Here is a 15,974-nt window from a genome sequence, read left to right as displayed (position 1 = left end):
CCGTCGTCGGGGACGCCTGGTGTCAGGCTTTCGGCGTCAGGCGGATTCCGGTGCGGGGGCCGATGTATTGGCCGTTCTCGACGACGGTTCGCCCGGCCTGGCAGACCCAGGGGATGCCGGCCGGTGGGCGCATCGGGTCCTGGTAGTCACCGATGTCGGTGACCGCGTCGGCGTCGAAGGCGACCAGGTCGGCGATGTTGCCGGGGGCGATCACGCCGCGGTCCGGGATGCGGAAGCACCGGGCGGGCAGCGAGGTCATCCGGCGGATGGCTTCGGGGAGGGTGAGGACGCCGCGTTCGCGGGTGTAGCGGCCGAGGATCCGGGGGAAGGTGCCGGTCAGTCGTGGGTGCGGTTTGCCGCCGGTGCCGGGTGGCAGGCCGTCGGAGCCGATCATGGTGTGCGGGTCGGTCATGGCGAGTTCGAGGTCGTCCTCGTGCATCGAGAAGTTGATCATTGCTGCGCGGAGTTGCTCGTCGACGAGGACCTTGATCAGCGCGTCGACGGGTTCGGTGCCGTGGTGCGCGGCGAGTTCGGCGATGGTGCGGCCTTCGTGGCGGTGGCTGGCGGTGGTGGCGATGAGGATGCGGTCCCAGGCGGTGCGTTCGCCGATGGTGGCGGCGAGGTCGTCGCGGCCGGTCTTGCTGCGGAGGCGGGCGATGGTCTGTTCGGCGGTGCCGGCGAGGTACGGGGTGGGGAGGACGGCGGTGAGCATCGTGGAGGACGCGGTGTAGGGGTAGACGTCCTGGACTACGTCGTGGCCGGTGTTGCGGGCTTGGTCGATCTTGTCGAGGGCGGGCCGCATCTTGCCCCAATTGTCCGGTTTGGTGGCTTTGAGGTGGGACAGGTGGGTGCGTCCCGCGGTGGCGCCGATGTGGAGCGCTTCGTCGATGGATTCGAGCAGGGCGTCGCCTTCGTCGCGCATGTGCGTGACGTAGAGGCCGGTGCCGCCGAGTGCTTCGGCGACGGCGGTGAGTTCGCGGGTGGTGGAGAAGACGGCGGGTGGGTAGATGAGTCCGCTGGAGAGGCCGAAGGCGCCGGCGGTCATGCCTTCTTCGAGGGCGGTTCGCATGGTGCGGAGGGCGTTGTCGTCGGGGGTGGTGTCTGCCATGCCGAGGGCGGCGATGCGGAGGGTGCCGTGGCCGATGAGGGGGCAGTAGTTGGTGACGTAGCCGGCTGCGTCGGTGGCGGCGAAGAGGTCGTGGAAGCCGGTCCAGGTGAAGTCCAGCGGTGGGAAGAGACGTTGCAGGAAGGTGGCGAGGGTGCCGGCGTTGTGGGGGCTGCGCGGTGCGAGGCTGAAGCCGCAGTTGCCGACTATTTCGGTGGTGACGCCTTGCAGGATTTTGGTGGTGTCGTCGGTGGTGAGCAGCGGGGCGTTGTCGGCGTGGGAGTGGACGTCGATGAAGCCGGGGGCGAGGACGAGTCCGGTGAGGTCGCGTCGGGGTGTGCCGGTGGGGAGGGTGCCGGGGTGTTCGACGGCGGTGATGCGGTCGTCCTGGATGAGGATTTCGGCGGGGCGCAGGGGTGTTCCGGTGCCGTCGGCGAGGAGCGCGCCGGTGAGCAGTTCGGTGGTCACTCGGGCTGCCTTTCGGGTGCGGTGGAATAACGGTGGTCGTGTGATGTTGTCCGGTTCGTCGGTGTCTAGGGCAGGGGTGTGCGGTGCACGGTGAGTACAAGGTTCCCGGTGGGAAGCTGGTCGTGGTCGATCTGGACGTTGTGGGCGGCCGGCTGGCGGATGTGCGGTTGAGCGGGGACTTCTTCTTGGAGCCGGATGAGGCTTTGGAGGACATCAACGGTGCGTTGACGGGGGCGCCGGCGGATGCCGATGGGGCGGAGTTGGCGGCGCGGATCCGGAGCGGGTTGCCGGCTGGTGCGCGGTTGGTGGGTTTCGACGCGGAGGCGGTCGGGGTCGCGGTGCGGCGGGCGTTGACGCGTGCGTCGGATTGGGCTGATCACGAGTGGCGGTTGGTCCACGATGGGCCGCAGACGCCGTTGATGCACATGGCGTTGGACCAGGTGTTGGCCGAGGAGGTGGCGGCGGGGCGGCGTGCGCCGACGTTGCGGTTCTGGGAGTGGGCGGCGCCGGCGGTGATCATCGGGAGTTTCCAGTCGGTGCGCAATGAGGTGGACATAGCTGGTGCGCAGCGGCATGGGGTCGAGGTGGTGCGGCGGATCACCGGTGGTGGGGCGATGTTCGTGGAGCCGGGGAACACGGTGACGTATTCGCTTTATGCGCCGGGGTCGCTGGTGGCGGGGATGACGTTCGCGGAGTCGTACGCGTTCTTGGACGACTGGGTGCTGGGTGTGTTGCGGGAGTTGGGGTTGAACGTGTGGTACCAGCCGTTGAACGACATCGCGTCGGATGGCGGGAAGATCGGTGGTGCGGCGCAGAAGCGGTTGGTGTCGGGTGCGGTGCTGCACCACGTGACGATGTCCTACAGCATCGATGCGGACAAGATGGGTGAGGTGTTGCGGGTGGGGAAGGAGAAGTTGTCGGACAAGGGGATCTCGAGCGCGAAGAAGCGGGTGGATCCGTTGCGGCGGCAGACGGGGTTGGCTCGTGAGGTGATCATCGAGCGGTTGATCGAGGGGTTCCGCCGGCGGTTCGGGTTGTCCGATGGTCCGGTGTCGGAGGGCGAGCGGCAGCGGGCGCGCGAGTTGGTGGAGTCGAAGTTCGCGACGCGGGAGTGGTTGCTGCGGGTGCCGTGACCGGGTCAGGTGAGCAGGCCGGGTACGCCGGGGGTGGTTCGGCGGCGGCGTAGCCAGATCTTGCGGGTTCCGTCGGCGTAGAGGAGCACGCGGGAGAGTTCCCAGCCGGAGAATTCGGCGTGGATGCTGAGTTGGGTCGCTGCGCTCCATCGGGTGACGCCTGGTGGGAGGCGCAGCGGTTGGTATTCCCAGTCGGTTTCGGTGTCGGTTCCTTCTGCGTTCACGCTCTCACCACCTGGTAGCCGGCGCCGTTGGCGGAGGCGATGTAGACGTCTCCGGTGTCTGGGTCGACTGCGACTGCGTTGGGTTGGCTGATGGTGGGGAGCCGGTGGCGTTCCTGGGGTTCGCCGCCGGCGATGTCGTAGCCGACGAGTTCGTTGGTTGCGGTCAGCGTGATCCAGGCTAGGTCGCGGGTGGGGTCGTAGGCGAGGCCGTAGGGGGCGCCGGGCACGGGGTAGCGCTGTTTCATGATCAGCGGGTCGGTGCTGAAGGCGAGGAGTTCTTGGCCTCGGGTGTCGATGGTGAGGATGCGGCCGTAGCGGTCGGTGATGGCGTTGGTGGCGCCTTGTCCGGCGCGGAGGCCTGCGCCTTTGCTGCCGGTTGCGGGGTCGATGGGGGTGATGGCGGTGGTGAGGCGGTCGAGGACCGCGATGCCGCCGTGGGTGGGCAGCAGTTGTGCGGGGCCTTGGAATTTTTCGGTGGTGGCGGTGGGGTTGCCGTTGTGGAGGACGGTGACGGTGCCGGTGTCGCGGAGGATGACGGCTGTTCGGTCGCCGTCGAGGTCGATGGCGTCGACCGGGCTGCCGGGGACCTGGGTGGGTCGTGCGGTGGCGGTGCGCAGGTCGATGCGGCTGATGAGGTTGGCGTCGGGGAGTGCGGCGGTGAGTTGGCCGCGTTCGGCGCGCAGGGTGGCGGGGGCGCTGGGGAGGGTGAGGGTGCGCGGGGTGTTGGTGCGCGTGTCCACCAGGGTGAGCTGGGGGCCGCTGGCGAGCACGAGGGTGTGGGTGTCGCGGTCGTAGGCGGCGTGCTGCACGGGGGGTGCGGGGTGGACGGTTCCTGCTGGTGGGGTGGTCGCGGGGGGCGCGGTGGCGGGTGTGGCGGCCGTGAGGGTGTCGGTGACCTGGAGGGGGTCGCTGGTGGTGTCCATTCCGCAGCCCGTGAGCAGGGTTGCGGAGAGGCAGATGATGGCCAGCCGACGCAACGGGGGTCCTCCTTGGTGCCGCGTGCCCCGCGGGTTGCGGTGCGTGTTGCTGGCTCCAGCATCCCTGATTCGGTCGGTCGGGTGGTGGTTGGCCCGGGGTGTCAGGGCTGGGCGGGGTTGCGTTCGGGGTAGCTCTGGTCGGGTGCGCTGATGTCGTCGAGGGCGGCGCGGATGGCTGGGGGGAGGGTGAGGTCTTCGGCGGCGAGGGCGGTTTTGAGCTGGGTGTTGGTGCGGGCGCCGAGGATGGGGGCGGTGACGCCGGGGCGGTCGCGGACCCAGGCGAGGGCGACGTGGACGGGTGCGGAGCCGAGGCCTTCGGCTGCGGTGAGGACGGCGTGGACGATGCGGGCGGCGCGTTCGGTGCGGTGGTGTTCGACGTAGCTGGCGAGGTGGCTGGTGGCGCCGCGGGAGTCGGGTGGGGTGGCGTTGCGGTATTTGCCGGTGAGGACGCCGCGGCCGAGTGGTGCCCAGGCGAGGAGGCCGAGGCCGTGGTGGGTGGCGGCGGGGGTGACTTCGCGTTCGATGCCGCGTTCGAGGAGTGAGTATTCGGCTTGGGTGGCGATGAGGGGGGTGCGGGTGGGGTGGGCGTTCTGGTAGGTGGCGGCGGTGGCGAGTTGCCAGCCGGCGTAGTTGGAGATGCCGGCGTAGCGGACGCGGCCGCTGGTGACGGCGGTGTCGATGGCGGAGAGGGTTTCGTCGAGGGGGACGGAGGGGTCCCAGGCGTGGAGTTGCCAGAGGTCGACGTGGTCGGTGCGGAGGCGGCGCAGTGAGCCGTCGAGGGCGGTGAGGAGGGCGCCGCGGGAGGCGCCGCCGCCGAAGGGGCCGGGTTTGCGGCGGGCGACGGCTTTGGTGGCGAGGACGACCTCGTCGCGGGGGAGTTGGGTGGTGAGGAGGTCGCCGAGGATTTCTTCGGTGCGGCCGTCCTGGTAGACGTCGGCGGTGTCGATGAGGGTGCCGCCGGCTTCGTGGAAGGTGGACAGTTGCTCGGCGGCTTCGTCGGCGTCGGTGTCGAGTCCCCAGGTCATGGTGCCGAGGGCGAGTCGGGAGACGCGGAGGCCGCTGCGGCCGAGTTGTCGGTGTTCCACGGTGGGTGAGGGTATTGCCTGTGGCGGTCGTGGGCGGTGAGGCTGCTGCGGCGGGTCTGGTTATGGGTGTTCCGGATCACAGTTCGGGTCGTGGTGCCGGTGGGTGCCGGGTTTGTTCGTTGCTCGCTGTGATCAGCCGTTCGCTGACCTGGTGGGATGTGGTTGCCCGGGGTGGGGGAGGGCGGGTGGTGGGAATGCTGCAAGATTTGGGCTTCGGGCTTGGCGGCCGGTGGCCGGTGGGCGCACAAGAGTTTCCGCGATCGTGCTGGAGTGGGTTTCGTTGTCGTGGTTGCAGGCCATGGTGTTGGCCGTGGTCCAGGGGCTCACTGAGTTCCTTCCGATTTCTTCGTCCGGTCATCTGTCGATCGTGTCGAAGCTGTTCTTCGGTGACGATGCTGGTGCGTCGTTCACGGCGGTGACGCAGATCGGTACCGAGCTGGCGGTGGTGATCTTCTTCCTGAAGGACATCGTTCGGTTGGTGGGCGTGTGGTTCCGGGGTTTGGTGAACGCCGAGGTGCGGCGGACGCAGGATTACCGGCTGGCCTGGTACGTGATCGTCGGTAGTTTGCCGATCGGTGTGCTGGGTTTCCTGTTCCAGGACTTCATCCGGTCGACGTTCCGGAGCCTGTGGATCACGGGCACGACGTTGATCGTGTTCGGTGTGCTGATGGGGTTGGCGGAGCGGTTCGGTCAGCAGCGGCGGTCGCAGGACCGGTTGCGGTTGAGCGATGGCGTGGTGATGGGTTTCGCGCAGGCGTTGGCGTTGATCCCGGGTGTGTCGCGGTCGGGTGGCACGATCACGGCTGGTCTGTCGTTGGGGCTGGACCGGCCGACGGCGGTGCGGTTCTCGTTCTTGCTGGCGATTCCGGCGGTGTTCGCGGCGGGGTTGTCGGAGATCCCGCACGTGTTCGAGCCGAGCCCGTACGGGTTGCAGCCGACGACGGCGCAGATGATCGTGGCGACGGTGGTGGCCGGGGTGATCGGGTATGCGGTGATCGCCTGGTTGCTGCGGTTCGTGGAGCGGCACAGCGTGTACTTGTTCGTGTGGTACCGGATCGCGTTGGGTCTGCTGGTGTTCGGGTTGTTGGGTTTCGGCGTCATGCAGCCGTGATCCGGTGATCGGGGAGCGCGGTCGGCACCGTCGGGTGCCGGCCGCGTTTTCGTTTGCCGGGGGTTGTGGTGGGTGGCGCGGGGGTGGGGCCTACAGTCGGCGGGCGTGGCGACTCTCATCCTGTTGCGGCATGCGCGGTCGGCGGCCAATGGTGCCGGTACGTTGGCGGGGCGTTCGCCCGGTGTCGGGTTGGACGAGACCGGGGTGGGCCAGGCGGCCGGGTTGGTGGACCGGTTGGCGGGGGTTCCGCTGGCCGGGATCGTGGTGTCGCCGTTGCAGCGGTGCCGGGAGACGGTGGCTGGGCTGGCCGTGCAGCGGGGGCTTTCGCCGGTGGTGGAGCCGGATCTGGCGGAGGTCGACTACGGCGAGTGGACCGGCCGGAAGATCACCGAGTTGACCGCGGAGCCGCTGTGGAAGGTGGTGCAGCAGCATCCGTCGGCGGCGGTGTTCCCGGGTGGCGAGGGGTTGGCGCAGGTGCAGGCGCGGTCGGTGGCCGCGGTGCGGGCGCATGATCGCCGGTTCGGTGCGGATGCGGTGTGGTTGGCCTGCACGCATGGCGATGTGATCAAGTCGGTGCTGGCGGATGCGTTGGGGCTGCACCTGGACGGGTTCCAGCGGATCGTGGTGGATCCGTGTTCGGTGAGCGTGGTGCGCTACACCGAGACGAGGCCGTTCGTGTTGAAGGTCAACGACACCGGTGGGGACGTGTCGGGGTTGGTGCCGCCGGCGGATGCGGCGAAGTCGGATGCCGTCGTGGGCGGCACGACGGGTTCGCCGGATCGCTGAGCCGCGCTAGCTGCGCAGTGCCACGAGGTGGCAGCGGGCGTCTGCGGGCAGGAAGCGCTGGGTGCCGCCGGTGAAGCGGACGAGGACCTGCTCGTTGGTGGAGGGGGTGACCTGGTCGACGATGCCGACTGGCCCGATCGGGCCGTAGATGCGGACGGCGTCGCCGGGGAGGAGCTCGTCGGCGTAGACCTGTTCGAGGTTGGTGGCGGCCGAGGCGGGCCGGATCCAGCGGGTGGTGGCGAACCAGAGCACGTAGGCGGCCGCGGGCAGGATCAGCGGCAGCCAGGTGTTGACATCGATGAGGGCGAGGCCGAGTGCGGCGCCGGCGAGCGCGGCCCATAGCCCGGAGCTGATCGGTCGTGCGCCCAGCTGGAGCCAGCCGGTGGTGCGGATGGTGCCGTCGGGTCGGTGGCCGCGAGGTGGCGGCGGGATGTGGTCGAGGTCCGCTTCGTCGCCGTCGGCGTCGTCGCGGGTGTGGTGCGCGGTGATCTTGCCCAGGGGTTCGCGGGCGGTGTCTTCGAGCTGCACCCGGGGGATTTCGGTGGTGACGGCCACCAGCTCCGGGTCGTCGGTGACGGCCACCAACGTCGGGTCGTCGGTGACGGTGTTGGTGACGGCCGGAGGAGCCGGGTTGGCCGACGGCGCCGGCTTGTCGGTGGGGGAGGTCGCCAGCGGCTGGTCGAAGTCGGCGTTCTCGGGGTTGAGCAGGGTGCGCAGCATCGTGATCTCCATGCCGCGGCGTTGTCCGCATTGCGGGCAGGCCATCGCCACGCCGGTGGGGGCGGTGGGGTCGGTGATGGTGGTCAGCGGGCCGTGCCCGTGGGGGCATTGCGGGGCGTGGGGGCCGTTTTCCAGGATGCGCAGGGCGCTGGCGTGGTGGCGGTCGGTGTCGGGGTTGTTCTTGTTCACCATTGCGTGGTCCACCTCAGCTTGCCGTGGTCGTCGCGTTCGCAGCTGGCGGCGGCGCCCGAGGAGGTGCGGCCGACGTCGCCTTCGCGGGCGCAGCGTTCGCCTTCGGTGACTTCCGGGACCCAGTCGTCGCCGGTGGAGGTGGTGGTGGGCCGGCCGTGGTCCCAGCCCGGGGGCGTGGGCGCGCGGGTGGGTTGCGGGCGGCTGCTGGTCGTGGTGACCGGTGCCGCCGTGGTGGTGGGTTGCGGGCGGCTGCTGCTGGTCGTCGGGGGCGCGACCGGTTCCGGCTCGGTGGTTTCCGCGGCCGTGGTGGTCGTGGTGACCGCCGTGGTGGTGGTCGGCGCGACGTAGTCGACGGGGGCGCGTGGGGGCGGCGGAGTGGCGACGTCCTGGCTGCCTGCGGGCAGGGCGCTGAGGGCGCCGGCGCCGGTCGCGGTCAGCAGCGCGACGGCGGGCAGCAGACGTGCCGCCAGCGGGGTCCGCCACCACCAGCGGCGCAACGGGTCGGGGTGCTCGGCGGGCAACTGGTCACTCCGTTCGTGTAGTGCCGGTTGTTGTCCTGTCCCCGACCCGGCCGGCGAATCGTAGCGAATTCGTCATGATTTCGTGTCGGACGGTCCACGCGCCCGGCGGGTTGCCGGCCGGTTGCCGGAGCGTAAGCACCCCGCGGGAGCTCGCTTGTGATCTCCATCGCAGCACGCGGACGGCGTGGCGGGGTCAACTGGAAACGCATGCGCGGACACGAAGAGTCGCCACCATTGGTGTCTGATGTGGACTGTCCGAAGCGGACCGTCGCCCGGCACCCGGGGGTCCGCGAAGCCGGCCTGTTTTCAGCCGGTCTTAAGGGAGAGTTATGCCCGGTCCAGCCAGGTCACGCCGACATGCGCTGTTGCGCTTCCTGCGTCGCCGCGACGTCCTTGCGCAGCTCGTCCAGCGACAGTCCCACCGCATCGGCCACCGCTGCGACGGTGAAGAACGCCGGGGTGGGGATGCGGCCCTTCTCGATCTTGCGGAGGGTTTCGGTGGAAATCCCGGACGCGGCGGCGATCTCGACCATGCTGCGCGCGCCGCGGGCCTCCCGCAGCGCCTGGCCGAGCAGTTCGCCCCGTTGCCGTTCTTGCTCGTTCAGCGGCACACGCACCATGGCCGTGATACTAATATCGGTATAGTTATTGGGTCCAGTGGTGTGGGAGAGACGCACGTGATCGAACTGAAGACGACCACCGAGATCGACGCGCTGCGCGAAGCGGGCCGCATCGTCGCCCGAGCGCTGCACGCCGTCCGCGAGCACGCCACCACCGGCACCACGATGCGCGAACTCGACGAACTCGCTTACACCACGATCACCGATGCCGGCGCGCAACCGGTGTTCCTCGGCTACCGGCCCAACTGGGCGCCCACCCCGTTCCCCGGCACCATCTGCGCCTCGGTCAACGACGCGATCGTGCACGGCATCCCCAACGGGCAGCGGCTCGCCGACGGCGACCTCGTCAGCATCGACTGCGGCGCCCGCCTGCAGGGCTGGGTCGGCGACGCCGCCATCACCTTCAGCGTCGGCACCGCCCGCCCCGAGGACACCCGGCTGGCCGACACCACCGCGCAGGCCCTCGCCGACGGCATCGCCGCCGCCCGGCCCGGTGCCCGCATCGGCGACATCTCCCGCGCCATCGGCGTCGTCGGGCGCAGCGCCGGCTACGGCATCCCCGACCCCCTCGGCGGCCACGGCGTCGGCCGCGACATGCACGAAGCCCCGTTCGTGCCCAACGACGGCCCCGCCGGCCGCGGCACGCCGCTGCGTCCCGGCCTGGTCCTGGCCATCGAGCCGATGTTCCTCGCCGGCGGCCGCGACGACATCCGCACCGCCGACGACGGCTGGACCGTGCTCACCGGCGACGGCAGCCGCGCCGCCCACGTCGAGCACACCATCGCCATCACCGAGGACGGCCCGCGCGTGCTCACCCTGCCCTGACACCGGGAACAACAGGGAAACGCGCGCCGGCGGGCTCCGGTAAAACGGTGGCGTGGCAGGAATTGCGGCGAGCGGCCGATTCCGGGCGCAATTCCACCGGCCCCGAACACCTTTTGACCGGAATAGGCGAAAACGGTGATGATCAACGCCACATGCCGCCGCCGGAACCGATCCGGATACTGGACGGTGAGCCCCGCGCACAACGCGCACATCCAGTACGAGGGATCATGAAAAAGCACTTCGCGTTCATCAGCATGCCCGCCGCCGGCCACATCAACCCCACCCTGCCCCTGGTGACCGAACTGCTGCGCCGCGGCCACCGGGTCAGCTACGCCACCGGCCCGAAGATGGTCCAGGCAGTGGAAGCCACCGGCGCCGACATCGTCGAACTCCCCACCGACGTGCCGGAAATACAGCCCCAGTCGCAATCCGTCCCGCCCCCGGTGGCGAGGCTGATGCAGTTCTTCATCGACGACATCAAGAACAGCTTCCCGCCGCTGCGCGAGCACTTCCGCGCCGACCCGCCGGACGCCGTCTGCGTCGACATCATGAGCCCCATCGGGCGCATGCTCGCCGACGACCTCGGCATCCCGTTGATCGCACTGGTGCCCAGCTTCGCCGCCAACGAGAAATTCTCCCTGCTCGACAGCGTCGCCAAGGACAACCCCGCATTCTCCCCCGAGGTCTTCGCCGAATTCGGCCAGCGGATCCAGCAGATTGGTGCCGAGTTCGGCGTCCGCGCCCAACTGCCCTTCGGCGCGCCGCCGGCCGAGCTCAACCTGGTGTTCCTGCCCCGGGAATTCCAGCTCGCCGGCGACACCTTCGACGAGCGGTTCCACTTCATCGGCCCGCTGCTCGGCGACCGCCACGACCAGCCCTGGCAGCCCCGCGACGCAGGCGCCCCGCTGCTGTTCGTCTCCCTGGGCACCGCGTTCAACAACCGCCCGGAGTTCTACCGGATGTGCTTCGAGGCGTTCGCCGACAGCCCCTGGCAAGTCGCCATGTCCACCGGGCAGCACGTCGACCCCGCCGGCCTCGGCGACATCCCCGCCAACTTCGACGTGCGCGCCTCCTTCCCACAGCCCGCGGTCCTGCGCCACGCCACCGTCTTCCTCTCCCACACCGGCATGAACTCCACCATGGAATCCCTGCACGCCGGAGTGCCGCTGGTGGCCGTGCCGCAAATGCCCGAACAAGCCGCCAACGCCACCCGCGCCGAAGAACTCGGCCTCGGCCGCCGCCTCGACCCCGACACCGTCACCGCCGCCGAACTGCGCACCGCGGTCGACGACATCGCCACCGACGAACAGGTCCGCGCCAACCTCCAGCGGATGCGCCAGATCATCCACGACTGCGGCGGAGCCACCGCCGGAGCCGACGCCCTCGAAGCCCACCTGAACTGACCCCGACAACCCGCTGTTGGGCATCCCCACCCGAGATGCCCAACAGCGGGGCCGCGAAATGCGTCAGGCAGAACTCCTTCTACCGGCGCCCGCCGAACTGCCACGTGTGCACCTCGACATCGGCGTAGCGGTCCGCGTCGAGAACGCCCCGCGCCTCGTCCGGGTCCTGCGCCCGGACCAGCGCCGCCGTGCCCAGCCAGGCAGTGCCGTCGTCGGACAGCAGCGGCCCGTACGCGATCAGGTCGTCCCGGCCCCGCGGCACATCGAGGTCCACTGCCTGCCCCGCACCGAGACCGAGCACCAGGTACCGGTTGCCGCCGCTGCTGCCGCCGGGGAAGTCCCACATCGTGCGACCCAGCACGTTGCGCCAGCGCCGCAGCAGCACATCCCGGTACGCCCCGGCCTGGTAGCTCGGCTCGTCGAACGCGAACGCGCGCGCAGCAGCGGGATCAGGAAGATCGACGATGTGCACGCTGCCGGTGGGCGTGTCGCCGTCGAGGGTCGGCCCCCGGGCGATCATCACGTCCGCAAAACGGTCCATGTAGGACCAATGCGCTTCCAGCAGCGCCTCGCGCAGCGCCAAGGAACCGGGCCGGTCGCGGTGGTAGCAGAAGAACTCCATGCCCCGCAGTCTTCACCGCCCACCCGATCGCCGGGCAGGCACCGCGCGACGATCACGACTCCGGCGCGTCACCCTCCGCGGCAGACCGCGGAGGGTGGTAGATCACGTTGCCGCCCTGCACCGCGAACTGCGTGGACCCTTCGCGGGCGATGTTGGTCAGCCGAGGTCGGCGAGTTTGCGTGCGAGCACGGCCCGCTCGCGTTCGTTCCCGCACAGCTGCAGTGCGAGCTGAAGCTCGGTGCGTGCCTGGTCGATGCGTCCCAGGCGGGTGAGCAGTTCCCCGCGGACGCTGGGCAGCAGGTGCGAGTTCGGCAGCGCCTGCCCGGCCGCCAGCTCGTCCACGATCGGCAACGCGGCAGCCGGTCCGCGCGCCATGCAGACCGCGACGGCCCGGTTGAGGTCGACCACCGGTGACGGCGCGAGCCGCCCGAGCGCCTCGTAGCGGAGCACGATGCGCTCCCAGTTCGTCTCCTCGACCGACGCCGCCACGGCATGGCATTCGGCGATCGCCGCCTGCAGGCCGTAGGCGCCCAGGCCCCGGCCGATCCGCTCCGCGCGGGCCAGCGCCGCCCGTCCCCGGCGGATCGCTGCGCGGTCCCAACGGCGGCGGTCCTGGTGCTCCAACAACACCGGCTCGCCGTCGGGCCCGGTGCGGGCGGGGAAGCGCGCCGCGGTCAGCTCCAGCAGCGCCAGCAGGCCGAAGACTTCGGGCTCGTCGGGCACCAGGCGGGTCAGCACCCGCGCGAGCCGCTGCGCCTCGCGCGCGAGGTCGAGCCGGATCAGATCGCTACCGGAGCTGGCCGAGGACCCCTCGGTGAAGATCAGGTAGACCACGCTGAGCACCGAGCCCAGCCGTTCGGTGCGCTCCGCGGCCGCGGGCACCGCGAACGGCACCCGCGCCGCCCCGAGGGTCTTCTTCGCGCGGGTGATCCGGGCCTGCACGGTCGCGGTCGGGATGAGGAACGCCTTGGCGATCTCGTCGCTGGTGAGACCGCCGACGACCCGGAGGGTGAGCGCCACCCTCGCCTCCCGCGACAGCAAGGGGTGGCAGGCGATGAACATCAACGCGAGCACGTCGTCGTCGATCTGGTCGGGATCCCACAGCACGTCTTCGGTGTCCCGAGCCGCATCGGCGGGCGGGCGCCCCGAGGCCACGCCGCCCTCGCCGAGGTCGTGGGCGAGGGCGGCGTACCGCTCGTCGAGGGCGGAGCGGCGGCGGAACGCGTCGATCGCGCGACGCCGGCCGACGGTGAGCAGCCACCCCGCGGGATTGCGCGGCACGCCCTCGCGCGGCCAGGTCACCAGCGCCTCCGCCAACGCCTCCTGGGCGAGGTCCTCGGCGAGCGCGAAATCGCCGGTGTAGCGGGCCAGGGCGCCGACGATCCGCGCGGACTCGATCCGCCAGACCGCCGCGACCGCCTCGCGGCCAGCGGGGTTCACCATCGAGCCCGGGCTCAGAGCTGGCCGGTCGCCTCGCGCCAAGCCCGCTCCTTCTTGATCCACTCGTTGTCCTGCGGGAACTCGTCGATGCTGGTGACCCGGCGGATCTCGCACTTGCTGCCCGGGCCGGCCATCGGCGCGCGCTTGGCCCACGCCACGGCTTCCTCCTTGGAGGCGACGTCGAGGATCCAGTAGCCGCCGAACAGTTCCTTGGTCTCGCCGTAGGGGCCGTCGGTGACCACCGGCGGCTGGGAGGAGTAGTCGACGACCACACCGTCGGCGGCGTCGTCGAGGCCTTCGGCGGCGACGAGGACACCGGCCTGGATCATCTCGTCGTTGAACCGGCCCATCGCCTCCAGGATCTCGTTGAAGTCGACGTCCTGGAACGCCTCGAACGACTCGTCGGTCGCGCGCATGATCAGCATGTACTTCACGGTGGTGTCTCCTTGGGCCATCCGGGGGTCCCGCTCGGACCCGCTCACCCCTAGGTCGAACGGGGAACGCCGCGGATCGACACGCCCGCCGAACTTCTTCCGAAGGGGACTTCCGGGCAGCCTACGACCAGGCCGGTGACATGGCGATCGGCGCGAGGACCGGTTTCACCGGGCGCGGAAGGCCACCGCGACGGCCAGCAGCGCCAGCACCGCGGCGAGGCCGAAACCCGCGAGATACGCGGTGGCGGGCGACCACAACAACCACGCCGCGAACAACGTGCCCGCCACCGCCAGCACCGTCGTGGTGAACAGCGACTCGCTGAGCTGCAACGCCGAACTGTTCACGCCCTGCTCGCGCGGAGCCGACAACCGCAGCGTCAACGTCGACAACACCGGATACACCAGGCCCATCCCCAGCGACATCACCGCGAGCCCACCGATGCACACCACCAGTGGCACCGCCGCGAAAACCGTCGTCGCCACCCCCGCCGCCCCGGCGGCCAGCAGCGTCGCGCCCACCACCGGAACCCGGTCCCACGCCGGCAGGCGGCCCTGCAGCCACGAACCCGCCAGCCACCCGACCGCGGTGGTGGTCAGCACCAAACCCGCGGCGGTGGGGGACAGGCCCCGCTCCCGCGACAACATCAGCGGCACGAACACCTCCGCGGCCGAGAACGCCGCACCCGCGATACCGCGCAACGCCACCACGCTCGGCAGCCCCGCCCGGCCCCGGAACGTCCCCACCGGCAACAACCTCGGCGCGAACACCACCAACGCCGCCAATCCCGCGACGACCAGCACCCCCGACAGCCAACCGGTCTGCTGCCCGCCGTAGTGCAGCAGCAACCCGCCCGCCGCCGCCCCCACCGCCCACAACGGACGGTCGAAACCGCGCTGCTGCGGCTGCGAACGCCAGGACAACCCGCGCAAGCTCGGGCTCACGAGGGCCAGCGCGGGCACCGCCAGCACCATCGTCGCCAGGAACACCCACCGCCAGCTCAACCTCTCCACCAGCAGCCCCGCCACCAGCGGGCCCACGATCGACGGCAGCAGCCACGCCCCGGCCAGCATCCCGAAGAACCGCGCCCGCAACCCTTCCGGCAGCACGTGCCCCACCACCACGTACAGGGCCACCGAGATCAACCCGCCGCCCAAGCCCTGCACGATCCGGCCCGCCACCAGCACCCACATCACCGGCGCCACCCCGGCCAGCAGCAGCCCCGCGGCGAACACCGCGACCCCCACCCGCAGCGGCACCGCGGGCCCGCGCGCATCGCTCCACCCGCCGGAGACGACCATGCTCACCACACCGGCGGCCGTCGTCCCGCCGAAAGCCACCGCGTACAGCGCCAACCCGTCCAGGGAACGCGCGACGTCGGCATCGCCGTGGCCACCGCCACGTACTCGAAGGCCACCAGCGAGATCAACGTGAGCGCGCCGAAGGTCAGCGACCGGTAGCGGCGGGAGAACAAGCCACCCGTGGCGGCGGAATCGGCATCGATCGCGGACACGACCACCCCCGGGCGGCTCGGCGAACCAGACCGCCCCAGCGTTCAACCTCCACCGCACTCCAGGTCAAGCCGGCACCCCGGAGCGGCCCGCGGCCCGGGTGCGCTTCTTCGGCCGCCGGTCCAGCCACAACTGGGCGAGGATCAGCGGAACCACCCAGCCCAGCCACGTCGTCAGCCCGGCGATCGTCGACGTCATGTACTGCTCGTTGCCGCCGAAGGTCGTCTCCAGCTGCGGGCCCAGCACCACACCCGCCACCACCCCCCACACCCGGTTGGTGACCGTGGAGACGGTCAGCACGAACGACCGCACCATCCACTTGCGGTGATCGCCGAACCGCCGCGCCCGGCCCGCGCGCCACCCCGCGACCGTGCAGCCGAACCACACCAGCCCCAGCAGCACGTTGCTCACCCGCGCCACCGGTCCGAACGGCGATATCGCGCCGATCACCGTCGCCATCACCGCCGCGGGCAGCACCCCGGCGAAGACGTAGGCGCGGCCGATCCAGCGGTGCGCCACCGGATACCGCAGCCGGAACGCAGGCCACACCTGGAAGCAGCAGCTCACGATCGCCACCGACCCGAACAGCACGTGCGCCACGAGCATCGGGTAGTACGGCGCGAACCCCTCCACGGGCGGCACCAGCGACTGCGCCGGATCCAACGTGAGGTACCGCGGCACCGACACCGCCACGAACACCACCGCGACCAACGCCAACGGGCCCACCCACGGCCGCCGCCACCACCGCACCGCCCGCGATTCCTCCGCAACCACCGGACGTTCCGCCACCACGCTCATC

18 protein-coding genes are annotated in these 15,974 nt (G+C 70.5%); 5 read left to right on the top strand and 13 right to left on the bottom strand.

Features of this window, described 5'->3' with window-relative positions:
• Positions 1-22 precede the first annotated feature (22 nt).
• Complete coding sequence (locus AB0H93_RS18960; RefSeq protein ID WP_358574072.1) at positions 23-1,573, bottom strand: D-aminoacylase; 1,551 nt, start codon at positions 1,571-1,573, stop codon at positions 23-25.
• Between the two features lie 83 nt (positions 1,574-1,656).
• Between AB0H93_RS18960 and AB0H93_RS18955 the strand changes: the two genes are divergently transcribed.
• The gene (locus tag AB0H93_RS18955; protein WP_358574070.1) at positions 1,657-2,706 is read left to right on the top strand and encodes a biotin/lipoate A/B protein ligase family protein; all 1,050 of its coding nucleotides are present in this window, start codon (positions 1,657-1,659) and stop codon (positions 2,704-2,706) included.
• Positions 2,707-2,711: 5 nt separating this feature from the next.
• Here the strand turns inward: AB0H93_RS18955 and AB0H93_RS18950 are convergent, their stop codons facing one another.
• The 3 genes from AB0H93_RS18950 to AB0H93_RS18940 form a co-directional block, all read right to left on the bottom strand.
• The gene (locus AB0H93_RS18950; RefSeq protein WP_093263387.1) at positions 2,712-2,930 is read right to left on the bottom strand and encodes a DUF5703 family protein; all 219 of its coding nucleotides are present in this window, start codon (positions 2,928-2,930) and stop codon (positions 2,712-2,714) included.
• On the bottom strand, positions 2,927-3,907 hold the full coding sequence (locus tag AB0H93_RS18945) for a hypothetical protein (protein WP_358574068.1): 981 nt from the start codon (positions 3,905-3,907) through the stop codon (positions 2,927-2,929). The genes AB0H93_RS18950 and AB0H93_RS18945 overlap by 4 nt, the downstream gene beginning before the upstream one ends.
• A 101-nt stretch (positions 3,908-4,008) precedes the next feature.
• Positions 4,009-4,992, bottom strand: a complete 984-nt coding sequence (locus AB0H93_RS18940; RefSeq protein WP_358574066.1) for an aldo/keto reductase — start codon at positions 4,990-4,992, stop codon at positions 4,009-4,011.
• A 280-nt stretch (positions 4,993-5,272) separates the two neighbouring features.
• Here AB0H93_RS18940 and AB0H93_RS18935 point away from each other — a divergent pair, with 280 nt between their 5' ends.
• Together AB0H93_RS18935 and AB0H93_RS18930 are read left to right on the top strand one after the other, a co-directional pair.
• Positions 5,273-6,103, top strand: a complete 831-nt coding sequence (locus tag AB0H93_RS18935) for an undecaprenyl-diphosphate phosphatase (RefSeq protein ID WP_358302198.1) — start codon at positions 5,273-5,275, stop codon at positions 6,101-6,103.
• A 105-nt stretch (positions 6,104-6,208) separates the two neighbouring features.
• Positions 6,209-6,889, top strand: coding sequence for a histidine phosphatase family protein (locus AB0H93_RS18930; RefSeq protein ID WP_358574064.1), 681 nt, complete (start codon positions 6,209-6,211; stop codon positions 6,887-6,889).
• 6 nt (positions 6,890-6,895) lie between these two features.
• Here AB0H93_RS18930 and AB0H93_RS18925 read toward each other — a convergent pair whose 3' ends face one another.
• The 3 genes from AB0H93_RS18925 to AB0H93_RS18915 form a co-directional block, all read right to left on the bottom strand.
• Positions 6,896-7,801: a hypothetical protein gene (locus AB0H93_RS18925; protein ID WP_358574061.1), complete on the bottom strand. Its 906-nt coding sequence runs from the start codon at positions 7,799-7,801 to the stop codon at positions 6,896-6,898.
• Positions 7,795-8,322 (bottom strand): hypothetical protein, encoded by a 528-nt coding sequence (locus AB0H93_RS18920; protein WP_358574059.1) that lies wholly within the window; start codon positions 8,320-8,322, stop codon positions 7,795-7,797. The genes AB0H93_RS18925 and AB0H93_RS18920 overlap by 7 nt, the downstream gene beginning before the upstream one ends.
• A 347-nt stretch (positions 8,323-8,669) precedes the next feature.
• On the bottom strand, positions 8,670-8,942 hold the full coding sequence (locus AB0H93_RS18915) for a helix-turn-helix transcriptional regulator (protein WP_132495403.1): 273 nt from the start codon (positions 8,940-8,942) through the stop codon (positions 8,670-8,672).
• Positions 8,943-8,999: 57 nt separating this feature from the next.
• On the opposite strand from AB0H93_RS18915, the gene map reads away from it, so the two are divergent.
• Together map and AB0H93_RS18905 are read left to right on the top strand one after the other, a co-directional pair.
• Positions 9,000-9,767, top strand: a complete 768-nt coding sequence (gene map / locus AB0H93_RS18910; RefSeq protein ID WP_358574056.1) for a type I methionyl aminopeptidase — start codon at positions 9,000-9,002, stop codon at positions 9,765-9,767.
• A gap of 227 nt (positions 9,768-9,994) precedes the next feature.
• Positions 9,995-11,170 (top strand): macrolide family glycosyltransferase, encoded by a 1,176-nt coding sequence (locus AB0H93_RS18905; protein ID WP_358574053.1) that lies wholly within the window; start codon positions 9,995-9,997, stop codon positions 11,168-11,170.
• A 79-nt stretch (positions 11,171-11,249) separates the two neighbouring features.
• On the opposite strand, the gene AB0H93_RS18900 is transcribed toward AB0H93_RS18905, so the two are convergent.
• The 6 genes from AB0H93_RS18900 to AB0H93_RS18875 form a co-directional block, all read right to left on the bottom strand.
• The gene (locus AB0H93_RS18900; protein ID WP_358574050.1) at positions 11,250-11,792 is read right to left on the bottom strand and encodes a YciI family protein; all 543 of its coding nucleotides are present in this window, start codon (positions 11,790-11,792) and stop codon (positions 11,250-11,252) included.
• Positions 11,793-11,948: 156 nt separating this feature from the next.
• Positions 11,949-13,235 (bottom strand): sigma-70 family RNA polymerase sigma factor, encoded by a 1,287-nt coding sequence (locus tag AB0H93_RS18895; protein WP_358574347.1) that lies wholly within the window; start codon positions 13,233-13,235, stop codon positions 11,949-11,951.
• 11 nt (positions 13,236-13,246) lie between these two features.
• On the bottom strand, positions 13,247-13,666 hold the full coding sequence (locus AB0H93_RS18890) for a YciI family protein (protein WP_132495411.1): 420 nt from the start codon (positions 13,664-13,666) through the stop codon (positions 13,247-13,249).
• Between the two features lie 165 nt (positions 13,667-13,831).
• Positions 13,832-15,019: an MFS transporter gene (locus AB0H93_RS18885; protein WP_358574047.1), complete on the bottom strand. Its 1,188-nt coding sequence runs from the start codon at positions 15,017-15,019 to the stop codon at positions 13,832-13,834.
• The gene (locus AB0H93_RS18880; RefSeq protein ID WP_358574045.1) at positions 14,968-15,177 is read right to left on the bottom strand and encodes a hypothetical protein; all 210 of its coding nucleotides are present in this window, start codon (positions 15,175-15,177) and stop codon (positions 14,968-14,970) included. Before AB0H93_RS18880 ends, AB0H93_RS18885 begins: the two co-directional genes overlap by 52 nt.
• A gap of 64 nt (positions 15,178-15,241) precedes the next feature.
• Positions 15,242-15,973, bottom strand: coding sequence for a DUF2306 domain-containing protein (locus AB0H93_RS18875; RefSeq protein ID WP_358574042.1), 732 nt, complete (start codon positions 15,971-15,973; stop codon positions 15,242-15,244).
• Position 15,974: the final 1 nt, after the last annotated feature.

The organism is Saccharopolyspora sp. NPDC050642, assembly GCF_040654735.1.
GTDB classification, from domain to species: Bacteria; Actinomycetota; Actinomycetes; order Mycobacteriales; family Pseudonocardiaceae; genus Saccharopolyspora; species Saccharopolyspora elongata.
Note: the sequence above shows the minus strand (reverse complement) of the source record. Positions and strands in the feature narration are given on the sequence as shown.